Raw genomic sequence first — 18,120 nt, 5'->3', positions numbered from 1 at the left:
AAAAGGCACTGTGAAAGCGCCTCTTTTGTTTTTATTGTTCAAACTAAGATTTTTTTTTAATGATCATTCTCTCTGCCTGTTTTAATTTAATGTGGCCATATCAATTACAAAACGATAATGTACGTCTCCGGCCAGGGTACGTTCATAAGCTTCATTGATCTTATCAATACCAATCATTTCCACATCTGAAGTAATATTGTGTTCTGCACAGTAATCCAGCATTTCCTGGGTTTCTTTTATTCCTCCGACTAATGATCCTACCAGACTGCGACGGCCTCCGATTAACTGAAATGCATGCACATCTGAGGGTTTTGGTGGTACACCTAATAAAACCATTACCCCATTGGTACGTAATAAAGCCAGATATTCATTATAATCATGGTCTGCTGAAACGGTATCAATGATATAATCAAAACTGCCGGCCAGTTTTTTCATCGTTTCTTTTTCAGTCGTGATTTCAAAATGATGTGCACCTAATTCACTGGCATCTTTCTCTTTGCTTTTAGAACGGCTCAATACGGTGACTTCTGCTCCCATAGAAGCAGCAATTTTCACAGCCATATGTCCTAACCCACCCAAACCAACTACAGCCAGTTTATCGCCTTTTTTAACATTCCAGTGTTTTAAAGGGGAATAAGTGGTAATACCTGCACATAATAACGGTGCTACTTTTTCCAGTGGAAGCTTATCAGAAACGTTTAATACAAATTTCTGTGTAACCACGATATGAGTGGAATACCCACCGTAAGTGATTGTCTTTTTATCCTGTAACATAGAGTTATAGGTCTGCGAGTGTCCATTCTCACAATATTGTTCATTATCTTCTGCACAGTTTCTGCAATGACCGCAGGAATCCACAAAACAGCCTACACCAACGTTATCACCAACTTTAAAGCGGCTAACCTTATCCCCTACACGGGTTACTTTACCTACAATTTCATGTCCGGGAACAACAGGATACATCGTTCCTCCCCATTCATTTCTTGCGGTATGGATATCTGAATGACAGACTCCGCAATACAAGATCTTGATCTCTACATCGTCAGCACCGGGCTCACGACGATCCAGCTGATATGGGGCCAGTGGTTTATCTGCGCTATGCGCGGCATAGGATTTTACTGCTTTCATCTTTTTTCATTATTTAGTTATAATTAAATACAAAATTGAAAGGCATTTTGTTCATTTTATCTTTGCTATGATCAAAAGATAGTTATTGTGAAAGGTATTCTCCTGCTACCCTCTCAGCCGTACATTCTGTTTATACACTCTGCCAATAGGCAGCTCATGACCTGATTTCAATTTGACAGTACTCGATGAGTAGGATTCAATATCCTGTGCAAGAACAAGGTAAGATTTATGGATCCGGATAAAACCGAGATAGGCGTATTGTTCTGCGAATTCACTCATCCTTTGTAATAAGGTAAAATTCTTAAATCTCCCCACCAGCTTGATATATTCTCCCAAACCTTCTATCCAGAGTATGTCTGCCAGACGCATACGCTGGATCATATAGTCAGATTTAAACATAATGATTTTCTCATCTGTATCATTAAAGGCCGTAAATCTCTTATACTCTATTGCTTTATTCACTGATTTTTCAAAACGGGTAAAGGGTACGGGCTTAATCAGATAGTCAATCACATCCAATTCATAGGCCTGCACAGCGGAGTTGAGATCAGCAGTAATAAAAATACAAAGTGGTTTATAACTCAGCTGCTGCAAGAGTTCAAGACCGGTAAATCCAGGCATCCTGATATCGAGCAACAACAAATCGACCTTTGTTTTCTCTAAAAATGCAATTGCTTCTTTAGCATTGGAAAATGATCTGATCAGCTCTATTCCGGGTACCATTTCACCATATTCCTTCAGTAGTTTTAAAGAAGGAAGTTCGTCATCTACACATACGGTTTTTAATCTGATCATAATTTCAATATAAGTTCTGCCTGATAAATTTCTCCTGTGGCTTCAGTTTGCAATGAATAATTGTCTGCACCAATTTCTATGTTCATGAGTTGCCTGATTAAAGATAATCCTATACCCTTATACTCATAGTGCACATTAATCTCATCTGATAAGGAAATACTATTGCTGACTGTAAAAAGCCACCTGTCGTTTTCAATCACTATATTTACTTTGATCCATGCTGAAGGATCATTTCCAATTGCGGAATGTTTCAGCGCATTTTCATATAATGTGAGACAGACTGCAGGAGGTATTTCTACATCATCCATCCATTCTTCTTCTGTAAAGCCAAAAGAAATATCGAGCATATGACCATGCTTGAGCTGATACAACCCGGTCAATGCCCTGATCATCTGCAGCTCTTTGGAAATACTGATTCTTTTATGGTCAGTTTCATAAATAGTATATTGTAATAACTGACTCAGATTCAGTACTGACTGCGATTGGAGTTCATTGATATTATCCCCGATTGCATAAATATTATTGAGTGTATTCAGTAAAAAATGAGGATTTACCTTAGACTTCAGCAGGTTCATGTCTGCTTCTTTTTTAATCCGTTCAAGTACAACCAGATCATTTTCTATCATAAACTTATGTTTTGATATTCCGAGCAGACTGGAAACTAAAATACAGATCCCGTGTGAGGTATAGATGAAAATAAACAAAAGTCCCTGTTCAATTTTCGCAGGTGGTCCTGCAATCAATCCCGGTTCAACCAGAATCCTGGTCAGACTGAAGACGACAAAAATCAATATGGTATAAAGTATATACTGGGCATAGTTTCTGGTAATATAAAACTCAGGAACCAGCTTATTGAAACTGATATAATAGACAGCTGCATTACTGATCAGTGCGATTATAATACAATATAAATTATAGGGAAATCCTGCAAAAGAAATATAGAAATAGATGTTTACAAAAGCGAAGATGATCCAGAACAGAATATGCTGCACCCAGAGTAACAAAGGCCAGTCCTTCTTTAGTACTGATTCTATGATCTTCTTTTCAAAAGATAATCTTAGGATCAGCACGAGAAAAATAATATTAATCAGCATTATCATCATTCCAAAGTTATCATTAAAAACCATTCCGGCTTTATCAGGTGATGGTTCTCTCCTTTTTATTGAAATCCTGTAGTTTACCTGATTTTCCTGTTGTTCGCTGAGTTTATTTCCTATCTAAAACTTATACTATCATATTAGAATCCGCGGCAAGATATTTTCAACCGGATATCCTGCAGCAACGAGCAACAATTCTAACCAGATCTAAACCATGAAACAAGTCCTGTTAAGCGCATTAATAGCACTGATACTCAACCTGTCAGTATATTTTATCGCAAGCGCCCAGCCCGGTAAATTCAATCAGTTCTACATGTTCCTTGCCAGGGCAAAAGTAGCTCCGCAATGGACCGTAACGTCATTAGTTCAATACAGAAGCTACGACGCCGATATTACTGACAGCCGGCTTTTCCTGGTTAATACTTATGCAGATTATAAACTAAAAAATGCTCCTGTTCAGTTTGGAGGTGGGTATATGTATCTGGAAATCTCACCTTATGATGAAACAGGTACAGAGAAAAAGACTATCCTTGAACATCGTGTTTTTCAGCAGGTTACTATAGGGCATAAATTAAGTGAACGGCTGGACTTATCTCAAAGATATCGTTTTGAGGAACGCTTTCTCTTTTCTGACCGTTTTATCCTGCGTGCCAGACATTTGCTGACTGCGAACTACAAACTGGGTAACCTGGAGAATGGCAGATGGACACTGATCGGAAAAAATGAGATCAGGATGAACCTCGACAAAGAAACAGCTTTTGACAGCTTTCGTTTGTGGGGAGGTGCGGGATATAAAGTGACCAAAACCTTTGAAGTGGAATCTTATTGGATGAGCCAGTTTGAATCTGGTGGTATTTTCAACTTCGGCGTACTCTCTCTGCGCAAAAGTTTCGATTTCACAAGAAAAAACAAAAATTAAGAACCCCATTAACCTTATTATATGTTAGCTTTTTTAGGATTTTTGATGATCATTACTTTTATGCTCCTGATCATGAGCAAGAAAATGTATGCATTGACAGCATTGATTATAGTGCCTATTATTTTCGGCCTGATCGGTGGTTTTGGAAATGAACTCGGCAATATGATGATGGATGGTATCAAAAAGATCGCCCCTACTGGCGTGATGCTGATTTTTGGTATTATGTATTTCAGCATCATGATTGATGTAGGTCTTTTTGATCCGCTGGTTTCTAAAATACTTAAACTGGTCAAAGGTGATCCTTTGAAAGTTACTATCGGAACTGCTATTCTTACCCTGATGGTATCTCTGGACGGAGATGGAGCTACAACCTATCTTATCGTTGTTTCAGCCATGCTGCCACTTTATAAAAGACTGGGCATTCCTGCTCTTAAACTGACTGCAATTATTATGTGTGCCGGTGGTGTGATGAATGTACTGCCCTGGGGCGGACCTACTGCAAGGGCAATGACTTCTTTACACTTAAGTTCTGCTGAATTGTTTATTCCGGTTTTACCGTCACTGGTTCTGGGAAGCCTCTGGGTAATCTTTATGGCCAGAATTTTCGGTATGCAGGAAAGAAAAAGAATGCAGCTGGCTGGTCTGGATATTAATGCAGCAGAATTTGCGGCCGAAAATGATAGTCATTTAAAATTCGGGGAATCAGGAGATCAGAGTCTGAAACGCCCTAAACTACTTCTATTTAACTTCTTACTTACTGCAGCCCTACTTATAGCTATGGTTCTGAATGTGCTGCCTCTTACAGTCATGTTTATGATTGCTTTCGCGATCGCAATCATTATTAATTATCCGCGACTGGAAGAGCAGCATGACAGAATACGTAAACATGCAGATAATGCCTTATCTGTATCAGCTATGATTTTTGCAGCAGGGATTTTTACAGGGATTTTATCCGGAACCAAAATGATGGATGCAATGGCATTAACTATGATCAGTGCTATTCCGGCAGCATGGGGAAGCCATTTACCATTGATTACTGGTCTGGCAACTCCTCCGCTTACCTTTTTTATGAGTAATGATGCTTATTATTTTGGCATATTACCACTTGTAGGACAAACCGCGCAGCATTTGAGTGTACCTATTGCAGAAGTTGGAAGGGCTTCACTTTTCGGCGGCCCTGTTCACTTACTGAGTCCGCTTGTGCCATCTACGTATTTATTAGTAGGCCTGGCCGGAGTAAGTTTTGCAGATCATATGCATTTCACACTAAAATGGGCTAGTATTACCTGTATGGTTATGCTGGCGGGAGCGTTCCTTTTTGGTGTAATCTCTTTTTAAGCTTTATACAATGATAATTCGTTAGATTTGATGATTAACTAAGAATTGCTGATATTTTTAATGCCTGATAGATTACGGAAAATATTTTCCAACCTGGCTTTCCAGGTACTTATAGCCTTAATTGCCGGTATAGCTGCAGGGATTTATTTCCCTGCTTTTGCTATAAAGCAACGGTTTATTGGCACTTATTTTATCAGTGTGACCGAGTGGTTTGCCGGTCCGGTAATTTTTCTTTCCATCACCACCGGGATTGCGGCTATAGCCAGCTTAAGAAAACTGGGGCGTATTGCGCTAAAATCAATTCTTCTTTTTGAATTGCTTACTACTGTTGCCATCATCTTTGGTCTGGGCATGGCAGCCCTGCTTAAACCAGGGACAATTAACAAAGGAAATTTACAGGAAATCATCCAGTCTCACTTTCAGTTACCTGATCATGAAACCTCATCCGGATGGAATAATTTTCTTCCTCCCCAACATGTGTTATGGATTCTGGCTTCAGCTATGACGATCGGACTTTTACTTCATTTTCTTCCGCAAAAAGACCGGTATATCGTAAAACTGGAAAAAATAAGAGACCTGATATTCAGTGTAATTACCTTATTCTTTAGTCTTACCCCTTTAGCGGTATTCAGTGGTATGGCTTATACAATTGCAAGTTTTGGTCTTCATTCTATATTACCCATGAGCAAACTGGTGGCTGTAATGTATCTGCTGGTTATCATTTTCGTATTTGTGTTTCTGGGGCTGCTGCTGCGTTATTATAAATTCAGTATATGGCAGTTACTTGTGCTGATCAGGGAAGAAATACTGATAGTTTTTGGTACATCCTCTTCCCGGACAGTTATTCCTTTATTAATTGCACGTCTGGAAAATTATGGATGCAGTAAACCGGTAACTGGTTTTGTATTATCTACCGGGTATTCGTTTAATCTGATCGGTACTTCTATTTACCTGGGTCTATGTACCATGTTTCTGATTCAGTTGTATAACCTGGAGATAGATATGTACACCTGGTGCAAGATCGTTTTGATTCTGATGCTGGTATCCAAAGGAGCTTCCGGGGTTCCCGGAGCTGGTTTTATAGCTTTAAGTTCTGCTATTTATATTTTACCTGAAATACCTTCTGAAGGATTGCTGTTTATTGTTGCTGTAGAGAGATTTCTGAATGAAGCCCGTTCCATCACCAATACTATAGGCAATGCAGCCAGTACTTTAGTGATTGCCAAAAGTGAAAATGAGTTTACTGAACGATAAACTGCGGACAGCTTAAATCAACCATCCGCAGTTCAGTAGAATATTTAGGAGGGTTAAATAACGATTACCGTTTTTCCAAGTGCCTTACCTGTTTTACTTTTTGCAATAGCTTCAGGAGCTTCGCTTAAAGAAATCTTCTGAACAGGAATTTCGATATTGGCGGCTTCAATCATTTCACTTACACCTTCCAGTAAAGCTATACTCCCTTTTACCTCAAAATTACCGCCACGGATATTTTTAGCTTTCAGCTTTTCTGCACTGGCCGACCAGATACTCGTAAATGCAATACCTCCCGGCTTCAGTACAGTTGTCATCTGATCAAATGCTTCAGGATTACTTACAAGGTCTATCAATCCATCTACACCTTCCGGATAAGCTTCTTTAACCTGCTGTGCAAGATCTCCTGCCGAGTAATCAAAAGTAGCAGAAGCACCTGCTTTTTTAATACTGTCTTCTGCTGCCTCTCCTCTTGCTGTTGCCAGTACTTTAAGACCATTCAGTTCAGCAAAAATAGTTGCAAATGTTCCAACTCCTCCGGTAGCTCCTACGATCAGTAAAGTTTCTCCTCTTTTTAATCCCAGATCTCTGATGAGCTGAAAAGCAGTCATACCGGCTACAGGAAATGCAGCCGCCTGCTCAAAAGATAACTTAGGGGGCATTTTTGTAATAATCACACTTTCAGGAACAGCAATATATTCTGCATAAGTTCCTTCTCCAACCGGAGCATGCATCAGCTGACCAAATACTTTATCTCCAACTTTAAAACGTCCTGCACCTTCTCCTGTTTCTTCAACCACGCCGGCACCATCAGCCCCCAGTATCAATGGGAATATATGCGGCATTTTTCCGTCCAGCATTCCATCGGCGATACGCCAGTCCATTGGGTTTAAACCTGCTGCTTTAAGCTTAATTAATATATGCCCGGGTTTTACTTCTGGCTTTACACTCTCTATCAATTCTGGTGCGTCTTTAAATGCGTTTACTGCAATTGCTTTCATAGGTCTGAATTAAATAATATTGTTTTAGCTTATCAAAGCATATATATCGTGCCACAAGTTCAAATACCTGTTTATAAATGGTCATAATTCCGGAAAAATCCGGCAACAGCAAAAGAACAGTGGCCTGATTGGTGAGTTATATGTGCTTTACGGAAATAATGGCATTATAAATGCTAAACCATTAGCAACATACAAAAATGGCTTACAGCCATAAAAAACATTATCATATGGATAAAATAGAACTCAACTTATCGCGTCTGCTGGACACTTTTATCAGCAAAATCCCTACTCTTTTACTTGCATTAGCTACATTATTAATAGGTTTCTGGTTAATCAAATTTCTGATCCGCTTTTTAAATAATCATCTGAATAAAGGCAAAATTGACACCTCTCTTTCTAACTTTCTGATCAGTATTTTAAAAGTTATACTTTATGTACTCCTGCTGGTTACAGTTGCTTCCACTCTTGGGATAGAAACTACTTCTTTTGTAGCCATTTTAGGTGCTGCAGGTCTGGCCGTAGGTCTGGCGCTTCAGGGAAGTCTTTCTAATTTTGCCGGCGGTGTACTGATTTTACTGTTTAAACCATTTAAAGTTGGTCATTTTATTTCTTCAAGTAATAGTGTTGAGGGAACAGTGCTGAAAATTGATATTCTTTATACAACACTGAAAGCAAAAAACGGAACTACTCTATATGCACCAAATGGCCCTTTGGCTAATGCGGTAATCAACAATGTTTCAGATAATGAAACGCGTATGCAGGAATACAGTATCGGGATTTCTTACAATGCGAATATTGATACTGCCCGAAAAGTGATCTTAAATACACTGGCTAACGACCCTGCAGTGCTTAAAGAACCTGCACCGGTAGTGCTGGTTGCTTCTCTTGGGGATAATTCAGTAAATCTGACCATCAGATCATGGTCTGCAAATTCAGATTACTGGCCAACTTATCACCGTAATTTTCAGCTGATTAAAGAAGCTCTCGATCAGAATAAGATTGGAATTCCTTATCCGCAGCGCGAGATACACATTATACCTGCAAACACAGATTTACCAGGCTAAATAGTTATAAGAGACGGATTGCTATACTAATCCGTCTCTTATTATTACCCTTTCCTTTTTTAAATAATAATTAAATTGGTAGCTTTATCCAATGAAGCATTTATTTATCTTTTTATTATCGTTTATCTTATTTGCCAACATTGCCAGAAGTCAGAATCAGGATAAATCTGCAACTGTTCAAACCACTCCCCGCCCCTTTGAATTAGGGATAACAGATGAAATCCAATCTGCTCAGTTATCAGAAAAACGAATTCTGAATATTTATTTACCGGAAGGCTATCATGCCGATATTAAAACATCATACCCTGTTATTTATCTTTTAGACGGATCTGCTAATGAAGATTTTGTACATATTGCCGGTCTGGTTCAATTCTGTACAATGATACAGGCAATGCCTAAATCGATTGTTGTTGGAATCGCAAATATTGACAGAAGAAGAGACTTCACATTTCCTACCAGTATCCAGGAAGATATCAAGGATTTCCCAACTGCTGGTGCCTCTGAAAAATTCATGGCTTTTATAGAAAAGGATCTGCAGCCATATATGGAAAAGAAATACAGAACCAATGCTTCAAAAACAATTATTGGTCAGTCTCTGGGAGGCCTGTTTGCAACTGAGGTCTTACTGAAAAAGCCATCTCTTTTTAACAATTACATCATTATAAGTCCTAGTTTATGGTGGAATAATCAGTCACTACTGGCTGCCGCACCTCAGCTATTAAAATCTCTGGCTGATCAGACTATCAAAGCATATGTATCCGTTGGTACTGAGGGCAAGATTATGGAAAATGACGCAAAAAAACTTGCTGAGATTCTGAAAGGATCAGCAGATAAAAATCTGCAGGTAACTTTCAATCCTATGCCCGCAGAAAACCATCTGACTATACTTCACAATAGTGCTTACAAGGCTTTTGAAATACTAAATGCAAAAAAATAAATACTGATCGGCCGATGCAAAACCAGATGAATACTCCAAGGTTACTATTGAGTACGGTAACTGTAAATGATGCAGATTTTATATTGGAACTGTTAAATACACCGGGGTGGCTTAAATTTATTGGTGACAGAAATGTTAAAACCATTGAAGACGCCAGTAATTATATTCTAAAAATAACAGGAGGCCCGGGTACCAACTACTTCCTGGTTAAATTAAGAGATCAGCAAATCCCTGTCGGGGTTATTACTTTTATGAAACGTGATTACCTTGATCATCATGACATTGGTTTTGCATTTCATCCCGATCATGCCGGAAAAGGGTATGCTTATGAGGCTGCAAAGGGCGTTTTGGATCAGCTTAAAAAAGATCCGTCTCATACTTATATTAAGGCCACGGTATTAAAAGATAATAAAAGATCTATTCAATTATTGGAGAGACTGGGTTTAACTTATGAAAAAGAACTGGAAGTGAATGAGCGGGAACTTCTGCTTTACACCATAGCTACTGATAAGTTTCTTATTGATGATTTAACTGCTCATTTCTTCAGCATCTTCACTAACCTGCCTCCGCAAAAACCCGATTGGGAAAAAATCAGGCAAATCTGCCTGCCGCAAACTTTGATTATCAAAAAAGGGGATAACGGAGAAGATATTTATGATCTTAAAACCTTTATTGAACCAAGAAGAGAAATTCTTTCTGATGGTACTTTAACATCCTTCGAAGAAAAAGAACTGATTAGTGAAACCCGCATAACTGGCAACATTGCACAGCGTTTTTCAAAATATAATAAAAGTGGTTATTTAAACGGCGAAGCATTTGAGACCAATGGTCATAAACTCTTTCAGTTTGTTAAAACCAGTGCAGGATGGAAAATCAATGCTGTGATCTGGGAAGATGAAAAAAAACTATCATAATATGCAGATATCACCATCCACAGATTTATCAGCATTTATTAAACATTACCTTTTTTTAACTACGAACAATAAAGAGGTAAAAAAACTGCGCTTATTTTCGGATGGCAATACAGGCATGGTGTTTTCTTTTAAAAACCCGCTGATCGCTGCATTTACCAGAGAACATAACCCAGGCTATCTGCCGGGGACTTTTGTTTACGGACAGCTCAGCTCGTTTAAGGACTTATACTGCATGGGAGAAACATCTTTAATGATCGTTGTTTTTCATCCTCATGGGTTAAGTAATATGCTGAAAATTCCATCAGGAGAGCTTAAAAACCGAAGTATACCAAGCCATGAACTGTTTGGGGCAAAGGGGGATGAACTTTATGAAAGATTAGCCTGCTGCAATGAAATACAGGATAAAATCATCCTGGCAGAAGATTTTTTCAGGGGACTGCTTGCCTGTGGAACTCCTTCAGATCAGCCATTGATTTCTGCTGCCGTTAAATTCATTGTTCAGCATAAAGGTTTGGTTACAGTAAATAAATTAGCTGCATTTACCGGCTCTCATGAGAGAAAACTGGAACGGGTTTTTACGCAGTTTATAGGAATAAGTCCTAAAGGATTTAGTAGTATTATCAAACTGCTTGTATTTTTAAAGCAGCTGAAAGATAATCCTTCAAAATCTAATCTTACCTATCTGGGACATGAATCAGGCTATTATGACCAGCCTCATCTGATCAGGGAATTTAAGAAATATACCGGTCTGACTCCGGGTCAATATACCAGTGTGACAAATCCGCTGGCCATAAACTTTCTAGGATATTAAATAAAGCTTCTCTGTCGGATTTGTACATTTTTTAAAATTTACGTCCTCCTACCTTTGTTAAAACAATTTGACAAAGATGGAAAAACTAAAAATAGCTACAGCACAATTCGAACACAAAAGCGGAGATAAAGCTTATAATCTTTCTGTAATAGATAGTCTTGCAGGTAAGGCATCTGCCGATGGAGCTCATGCAATTGCTTTTCATGAATGCTCTGTTACAGGTTATACTTTTGCCCGAAACCTGTCTAAAGAACAGATGCTTGATTTAGCGGAACTTATTCCTTCGGGAGACAGCATTATCAGGCTTACTGCTATTGCTGCCAAATATAACATTGCAATTCTAGCTGGTCTTTTTGAAAAGGATCAGCATGATAATTTATTTAAGGCCTACGTATGTGTAGATAAGAATGGTCTTGTTGCCAGGTTCAGAAAATTACATCCTTTTATCAATCCTTATCTTATACCAGGTGATGAATACTGCATTTTTGAGCTTCATGGATGGAAATGCGGCATATTAATTTGTTATGATAATAATATTACAGAAAATGTCAGGGCAACCAGACTACTGGGAGCAGAAGTGATTTTCATGCCTCATGTAACGATGTGTACCCCTTCGACAAGACCTGGAGCCGGGTTTGTAAATGCCGGACTCTGGAAAAACAAAGAAAATGATCCTACTTCTCTTCGCCTGGAATTTGACGGCATGAAAGGCCGGGACTGGCTCATGAAATGGTTGCCTGCAAGGTCTTATGATAATGCTGTTTATACTGTATTCTCCAATCCAATTGGCATGGATGATGATCAGTTAAAAAACGGATGTTCAATGATTATTGATCCTTATGGAGATATATTAAGTGAATGCAGAACCCTGGGTGACGACTATGTAACTGCTGTTCTGACTCCTGATAAACTGACCAGAGCCGGAGGACACCGGTATATTCAGGCCAGAAGACCTGAGCTGTACGGTCATATTCTGGGCGCTCCGCATCAGTCAGAACAAAAAGTAGTGTGGCTTAATGAATAATCAGCATATACCCCACTCCTCTGATATTCAGGATTTCAATTCCGGGATCTGATTTCAGATAGGACCTGAGCCTGGATATAAAGACATCCGGGCTCCTGCCTGTAAAAAAAATCAAATTCTGATAACTGAGTAAGAATATCAATTATTGGCAAATAGCAAGCTTAATTAAAAGACAACGCTCTTAAATGATTTTCTATTTATTTTTTGAAATGACAGCAGTAGCTTCTATCTCAATGAGCACATCATCTCTAAAAAGTTTACTTACCTGAACCAGGGTACTCGTAGGAGGAGTTTTGATATTAATGAATCTATCTCTTACGGCACGAAGGAGCTTAATTTCTCCAACATTAATCATATAATAGTTAAGTTTAACTATATCATTCATTGATCCTCCGGCTTCTTCAACAATATGCCTGATATTGATAAATACCTGTTCCGCCTGTTTAGACAAGTCATTGCTGCCAACCAGCTCACCTTCTTTATTTAGCGGTACCTGTCCTGATAACATAATCATTTTGCTTGATCCAAGGTCAATTTCTACCGCCTGACTATATCCTTTTGCTACCGGCACAGCTGGTGGGTCGAAAAATCTGACCGGCTTTGAAGTTTCCTGGGCAAGCCCGGAAGAAGAAACACCTATAAAAATCAAACATATTAACTTATTCATATGACTCGTTTTTTCACTCATTCTCTTCTAAAATTAATCTTTTGTATACTGAATCTCAAATCAATTATCATATGTCCTTTCTCAGTGCATTTTGCCCTTTAAAAATTTACTATCAAATAAATCTTGCAGAATTAAATCTTAATGTTTTACTTTGTGATTCAAAGTTCTTTTAAAATGGAAGAAAAAGATATATATTCAGAACTCAGTTCTATCCGCAACCTGATGGAACGCTCCAGTAAATTTATTTCACTTAGTGGTTTATCAGGAATCATGGCCGGAATATATGCACTGATTGGCGCCTTTATTGGATATAGGATAGTATATAATGGATATGGAGGTCTGCGTTACAGAAGCAACTATATCAACGAACCTGAGGTTTTATGGCAATTAACTTTTGTGGCTATAGCAGTGCTGATTCTTTCTCTGGTGACAGGAATCTGGCTAACTATCCGCCAGGCAAACAAAAAGGGAGAAAAATTCTGGAACCCGGTCAGTAAACGTTTATTAGTAAATATGGCCATTCCTTTATCTACCGGAGGGTTGTTCATTCTGATTTTACTATCAAGAGGGGATTATGGAACTATTGCTTCTGCCTGCCTGATATTTTATGGTCTGGCACTGATAGCTGGGAGTCATTATACGTTTTCGGATGTGAAATGGCTTGGATTTGGTCAAATTGTACTGGGACTTCTTGCTGCACTCTTTCCGGGTTATGGGATTGTATTCTGGACTATAGGTTTCGGTGTATTACATATCCTTTATGGTTCAATCATGCATTTTAAATACAACCAGTGAAAATCTCATTAGATTCTTTTGATAAAGCCTTTGAAAACCGGTTGCGCCTTCAGATCATGAGCGTATTGGCTGCCAATGATTATTACGATTTTAATGCGCTGAAAGAGTTGCTGAATGCAACGGACGGGAACCTTGCCTCCCACTTGAAAGCACTGGAAAAAGAGGAATATATTACTGTCAATAAAAGCTTTATTGGCCGTAAACCCAACACGCAATACACAGCTTCTTCCAAAGGGATTCATGCCTTCAAAAAGCACCTGGAAGCACTTGAAAATTTAATTAAACAACAAAAGAGATAATATTTTTTTTCTATTTATACTTTGAAATTCAAAGTACTTTCAAACAACTATTATGAACGATCAACAAAAAACACAGAACAATGGATTCAGAACCTGGTTTTCAGAATCAGTGATAGTCAAACTATGCCTGATAGGCATTTTAACTCTGCTCCTGCTCATTCCGTCGAGCCTGATACAAAATCTGGTAGCAGAACGACAGGACAGGCAACAGGAAGTCAGTAACGAAATATCAGATAAATGGTCTGGCAGTCAGTTAGTAGAGGGGCCTATCCTGATCTTACCTTACAAAACCCTGGCCAATCATAAAGACAGCACAGGAAAGGTAAGTTATAAAGAAGTTTTAACTAATATTTATATCATGCCGGAAACTTTAAATATTATCGGTAAGGCAGAGCCTCAACTGCTTCATCGCGGGATATTTGACGCAGTTGTTTACAACTCAAAAGTTAAGGTAAATGGAAAATTCAGTGCTCTTGAATTGAAAAAATCAGGTATTAATCCAAATATGGTTCAGTGGGATAAAGCCAAAGTAGATATTGGATTAAGCGATCTTAAAGGATTAAAAAACAACCCGGTAATCAAACTGGCAAATCAAGATTATGCTGTTGAACCTGATTTCACTACGCTCTCTTTATTTACAAACAACCTGATTGTCCAGCCCGATCTGAGCGTAAATAAAAACACAGAACTTGATTTCAGTTTCGATCTTGATTTAAAAGGAAGTGATGAGCTCACCTTTCTGCATATCGGGAAAAGTACAACAGTAAAAATTGAAGGAAGCTGGGGTAATCCAAAATTTACAGGACGTTATCTTCCGGAACAACGCAATATCTCTGCAACAGCATTTACTGCGACCTGGAAGATGCCTTATTTCAACAGACCTTTCTCTCAGCAATGGATTGAAGAAGATGCCAGACTAAGAACCTCTCCTTCTATTGAAAAAAACCCGGCAGTGCAAACCACCGTTCAAACAACTGTTCAGTCTTCTTCAAAAGATGGTTCTTTCGGAGTCCAGTTTATTCTTCCTGTAGATCAATATCAAAAGACCATGCGTTCTGGGAAGTATTCTATTCTGATCATCATGCTGACATTCATTTCTCTGTTCTTTACCGAACTGCTGAACAAAAGAAAAGTACATCTTTTACAATATGTACTCATAGGTGCCGCAATGATTATCTATTACACGCTTCTGCTCTCCTTTAGTGAACGTGTTGGCTTTGACATCGCTTATCTGATAGCCTCAATTGCTACTGTTGTATTGATAGGCTCTTTCATTGCTGCATTGCTAAAGAACAAAAAGCCGGCAATGATCTTTGTGGGAATCTTAACTGTTTTTTATGGATTTATTTACGTGATTATCCAGCTACAGGATCTTGCTTTGCTTTTTGGAAGTGTTGGTTTATTCATTATCGTCGCTGCACTGATGTATCTGTCAGCAAAAATAGACTGGAACAGAAATCCTCTCGCAGAATCGGAAAACAGTGCAAAATCAATGCCTGCAGAAACAGATTCAGCATTAAAACAATAGACATTATTTCAATAATAAGGGAGCCTGTTTTAGCAGGTTCCCTTTAACCACAGATTATTTATAAATATGTTCCGCTTTAACAAATACTACTTCGGTTTTACCCTACTGCTATTCATTATTGAAATACTCATAGCATTATATGCGCATGATCAGATCATACGTCCTTATGCAGGTGATTTTCTTATTGTTATTTTCCTGTACTGCCTGGCAAAGACTTTCTTAAATATACCGGTAAAACCGTTGGCGATATCAGTTCTTCTCTTCTCCTATTTTCTGGAGGCTTCTCAATATTTTAACCTTATTCACCACCTGGGAATGGATGATTCAAAAATTGCCCCGCTAATTCTTGGTAATTATTTTAGCTGGATAGATATTCTGGCCTATACACTGGGGATTTCTGTTGTTTTTATGCTACAATCATCTCCTGCGGTCTCACTCCCAGAACATTAAAAAATGTATTGCTAAAGGTAGAAACACTGTCATAACCTACCTTTATCGCTACGCTTTTAACATTTTCTCCCGAAACTGAAAGTAATTCAACGGCTTTAATGATCTTGTATAATTTGATGTATCCTGCCAGAGTTATACCAATGTCCTGTTTAAACAGCCTTTCCATAGTACGCGCAGAAAGATTAAAATTAGCTGCGACATCAGGTATTTTTATATCATTGGCTACATTTTCTGTCAGATAATCAATCATACTTGCAATCCTCGGATTTCGGGGAACTGGCAGAACCAGCGGCAAGGAAGTATCAAATGTGAGCGGAAGTATACCAATCAGAGCTTTCAGAAAATCAAATTCCAGCGAATCTTCCTCTTCCAGCCTTGACCACTGCTCCGTAAAAAGTATCATTTCTCTTAATACTCTTGGCGTATGAAAAATATTCAACTCCTTAAAAAACTGATGATCTGCAGTCTTACTTAAAAAAATACACCGCAGATATACAGGACTTACCGGTGCAGATGTTTTATGTAAAAGTCCGGGCGGTATCCAGGCACAATGATGCGTTGGCAGCAAATAAGTCCTGTCCGGTGTATGCAGATATTGAACTCCCTTCTCTACAAAAATCAGCTGCCCCATATGATGAGAATGCCATTCATCAGAAAATTTCCAGTCTGCTTCATGCCATACATAGGCTTCCTTTTCTACACTGTCCACTGTTAAATGACAGAATCTTGATCTCTCCATTTGTCGTATTATAACATGCTATTGGCAAATATAGACATTTAAAGACATATAGGTTTAAATACCTTTGTAACCAATAATCCATCAAATAAATACAATATGAACTCAATAAATTCAATACGCATAAAAACAAGCCTGCTTATCTTCATGTGCCTGTTCAGCGTTCCATTTTTAAAAGCACAAAACAAAATGAAAGACGAACATTCAACTGTAAAGGTTCTGGTACTCTTTAATACTGTCAACGGCGGAACATATAAAATGGCCCAGGAAATTGCCGCCGGAATTGAAGACTTCCCGGGTGCCAAAGCAATACTTAAACAGGTTCCAAGAATTAAACCTCTGGAAAACGAAATGAAACAACCTTTTGCCAGTGTGCCCTATGCAAATATTAGTGAATTAACAGCATATGATGCTATCGCTTTTGGCTCTGCTGTTCATTTTGGCAATATGAGTGCCGATATGCGCTATTTTCTGGATCAGTCAGTAAATATCTGGACATCACGCAAACTGGAAGGAATACCAGCAACAGTATTTATGTCAGCAGGCAGTGGTGCAGGCAGAGAAGCTGCAATATTATCCTTCTGGAATACTTTAGCTATACATGGGATGATGATTGTACCAACCGGGATTATGGGTACAAGTGAAATCGATAAATCTATACCCCAGGGAAATACTGCATTTGGTGCTTCTTCCCTTGCTGGTATTCCAAACAGTATAAGACCATCAAAAGGAGAATTACATGTTGCCAGACTACAGGGTTACGCTTTAGCTAAAGCAGCAAAAGGTCATCAGCTAACAAACAGCCTGACAGGACAAACATCCGGCTTAACCAGACAAGTTTCTCCCATAACAGATAAAGATCAAAAAATTAATATTACAGAGACTAAACTGAAAGAGCTGAATATAAGTTTACCTAAAGCACCAGCTCCTGTTGGAAACTATAAACCTTATCGTGTTTCGGGTAAACTGGTTTTCATCAATCAGATTGCGCTGAATAATGGAAAAGTAGATCATCCGGGTCTAATTGAAAAAGAAGTTACAGAAGAACAGGCCAGACTGGCGACTCGTCAGACCCTGCTTAATGTGCTGGCAGTTTTAAAAGAAGCAGCGGGAGGAAATCTGGATAATGTTAAACAGGCAGTACAATTAACCGGATACTTTTATACCCCGGCTGGTTATACTAAACATGCTGTTTTAATGAATGAAGCATCAAATCTTCTGGTACAGTTGATGGGCGAAAAAGGAATGCATACCAGGGCGACCGTCGGAGCCTCATCATTGCCAATGAATTCTTCTGTTGAGATTCAGGCTATTTTTGAACTGGAATAGAAATAATATCAGAATATGGTTCACCTTCTATAGGTGG

19 protein-coding genes are annotated in these 18,120 nt (G+C 38.6%); 13 read left to right on the top strand and 6 right to left on the bottom strand.

Annotated elements, in window-relative coordinates; genetic code table 11:
- Positions 1 to 81: 81 nt before the first annotated feature.
- From PL_RS24230 to PL_RS24220, 3 genes are all read right to left on the bottom strand, one after another.
- A complete protein-coding gene (locus tag PL_RS24230) occupies positions 82 to 1,128 on the bottom strand; it encodes an NAD(P)-dependent alcohol dehydrogenase (RefSeq protein ID WP_041878331.1) in 1,047 nt (348 codons plus the stop codon).
- A gap of 105 nt (positions 1,129 to 1,233) precedes the next feature.
- Positions 1,234 to 1,923, bottom strand: coding sequence for a LytR/AlgR family response regulator transcription factor (locus PL_RS24225; protein WP_041878333.1), 690 nt, complete (start codon positions 1,921 to 1,923; stop codon positions 1,234 to 1,236).
- Positions 1,920 to 3,017, bottom strand: coding sequence for a histidine kinase (locus PL_RS24220; RefSeq protein WP_160292063.1), 1,098 nt, complete (start codon positions 3,015 to 3,017; stop codon positions 1,920 to 1,922). Before PL_RS24220 ends, PL_RS24225 begins: the two co-directional genes overlap by 4 nt.
- A gap of 217 nt (positions 3,018 to 3,234) precedes the next feature.
- Between PL_RS24220 and PL_RS24215 the strand changes: the two genes are divergently transcribed.
- From PL_RS24215 to PL_RS24205, 3 genes are read left to right on the top strand one after another with little or no spacing between them, the layout of a single operon-like run.
- Positions 3,235 to 3,939 carry a DUF2490 domain-containing protein gene (locus PL_RS24215; RefSeq protein WP_041878335.1) on the top strand — a complete coding sequence of 235 codons (705 nt, stop codon included), beginning with the start codon at positions 3,235 to 3,237 and terminating at the stop codon, positions 3,937 to 3,939.
- A 21-nt stretch (positions 3,940 to 3,960) separates the two neighbouring features.
- Entirely contained in the window at positions 3,961 to 5,277 is a 1,317-nt protein-coding gene (locus tag PL_RS24210) for a CitMHS family transporter (RefSeq protein ID WP_041878337.1), read from the top strand.
- 60 nt (positions 5,278 to 5,337) lie between these two features.
- Positions 5,338 to 6,531, top strand: coding sequence for a cation:dicarboxylate symporter family transporter (locus PL_RS24205; RefSeq protein ID WP_041878339.1), 1,194 nt, complete (start codon positions 5,338 to 5,340; stop codon positions 6,529 to 6,531).
- Positions 6,532 to 6,584: 53 nt separating this feature from the next.
- Here the strand turns inward: PL_RS24205 and PL_RS24200 are convergent, their stop codons facing one another.
- The gene (locus PL_RS24200; RefSeq protein ID WP_041878341.1) at positions 6,585 to 7,529 is read right to left on the bottom strand and encodes an NADP-dependent oxidoreductase; all 945 of its coding nucleotides are present in this window, start codon (positions 7,527 to 7,529) and stop codon (positions 6,585 to 6,587) included.
- Positions 7,530 to 7,756: 227 nt separating this feature from the next.
- Here PL_RS24200 and PL_RS24195 point away from each other — a divergent pair, with 227 nt between their 5' ends.
- The 5 genes from PL_RS24195 to PL_RS24175 all read left to right on the top strand — a co-directional run bounded on the left by PL_RS24195 (position 7,757) and on the right by PL_RS24175 (position 12,279).
- Positions 7,757 to 8,593, top strand: a complete 837-nt coding sequence (locus tag PL_RS24195) for a mechanosensitive ion channel family protein (protein ID WP_041878426.1) — start codon at positions 7,757 to 7,759, stop codon at positions 8,591 to 8,593.
- Between the two features lie 91 nt (positions 8,594 to 8,684).
- On the top strand, positions 8,685 to 9,530 hold the full coding sequence (locus tag PL_RS24190; RefSeq protein WP_041878342.1) for an alpha/beta hydrolase: 846 nt from the start codon (positions 8,685 to 8,687) through the stop codon (positions 9,528 to 9,530).
- A gap of 26 nt (positions 9,531 to 9,556) precedes the next feature.
- The gene (locus PL_RS24185; protein WP_041878428.1) at positions 9,557 to 10,444 is read left to right on the top strand and encodes a GNAT family N-acetyltransferase; all 888 of its coding nucleotides are present in this window, start codon (positions 9,557 to 9,559) and stop codon (positions 10,442 to 10,444) included.
- A gap of 1 nt (position 10,445) precedes the next feature.
- Positions 10,446 to 11,255, top strand: a complete 810-nt coding sequence (locus PL_RS24180) for an AraC family transcriptional regulator (RefSeq protein WP_041878430.1) — start codon at positions 10,446 to 10,448, stop codon at positions 11,253 to 11,255.
- 76 nt (positions 11,256 to 11,331) lie between these two features.
- Positions 11,332 to 12,279 (top strand): nitrilase family protein, encoded by a 948-nt coding sequence (locus PL_RS24175; RefSeq protein ID WP_041878343.1) that lies wholly within the window; start codon positions 11,332 to 11,334, stop codon positions 12,277 to 12,279.
- Positions 12,280 to 12,472: 193 nt separating this feature from the next.
- Here the strand turns inward: PL_RS24175 and PL_RS24170 are convergent, their stop codons facing one another.
- Positions 12,473 to 12,946, bottom strand: coding sequence for a RidA family protein (locus PL_RS24170; protein ID WP_052496061.1), 474 nt, complete (start codon positions 12,944 to 12,946; stop codon positions 12,473 to 12,475).
- Positions 12,947 to 13,120: 174 nt separating this feature from the next.
- On the opposite strand from PL_RS24170, the gene PL_RS24165 reads away from it, so the two are divergent.
- The 4 genes from PL_RS24165 (at position 13,121) to PL_RS24150 (ending at position 16,018) form a co-directional block, all read left to right on the top strand.
- Entirely contained in the window at positions 13,121 to 13,741 is a 621-nt protein-coding gene (locus tag PL_RS24165) for a hypothetical protein (protein WP_041878434.1), read from the top strand.
- Positions 13,738 to 14,040 carry a winged helix-turn-helix domain-containing protein gene (locus tag PL_RS24160; RefSeq protein ID WP_041878345.1) on the top strand — a complete coding sequence of 101 codons (303 nt, stop codon included), beginning with the start codon at positions 13,738 to 13,740 and terminating at the stop codon, positions 14,038 to 14,040. The genes PL_RS24165 and PL_RS24160 overlap by 4 nt, the downstream gene beginning before the upstream one ends.
- Positions 14,041 to 14,092: 52 nt before the next feature.
- Entirely contained in the window at positions 14,093 to 15,568 is a 1,476-nt protein-coding gene (creD, locus tag PL_RS24155; RefSeq protein WP_082035809.1) for a cell envelope integrity protein CreD, read from the top strand.
- 66 nt (positions 15,569 to 15,634) lie between these two features.
- Complete coding sequence (locus PL_RS24150) at positions 15,635 to 16,018, top strand: DUF2809 domain-containing protein (protein WP_041878348.1); 384 nt, start codon at positions 15,635 to 15,637, stop codon at positions 16,016 to 16,018.
- On the opposite strand, the gene PL_RS24145 is transcribed toward PL_RS24150, so the two are convergent.
- The gene (locus PL_RS24145) at positions 15,975 to 16,757 is read right to left on the bottom strand and encodes an AraC family transcriptional regulator (protein ID WP_041878351.1); all 783 of its coding nucleotides are present in this window, start codon (positions 16,755 to 16,757) and stop codon (positions 15,975 to 15,977) included. The genes PL_RS24150 and PL_RS24145 overlap by 44 nt on opposite strands.
- A 186-nt stretch (positions 16,758 to 16,943) precedes the next feature.
- On the opposite strand from PL_RS24145, the gene wrbA reads away from it, so the two are divergent.
- Entirely contained in the window at positions 16,944 to 18,083 is a 1,140-nt protein-coding gene (gene wrbA, locus PL_RS24140; RefSeq protein WP_082035816.1) for an NAD(P)H:quinone oxidoreductase, read from the top strand.
- Positions 18,084 to 18,120 lie beyond the last annotated feature (37 nt).

Origin of the sequence: Pedobacter lusitanus (assembly GCF_040026395.1) — a bacterium.
GTDB lineage: Bacteria > Bacteroidota > Bacteroidia > Sphingobacteriales > Sphingobacteriaceae > Pedobacter > Pedobacter lusitanus.
Note: the sequence above shows the minus strand (reverse complement) of the source record. Positions and strands in the feature narration are given on the sequence as shown.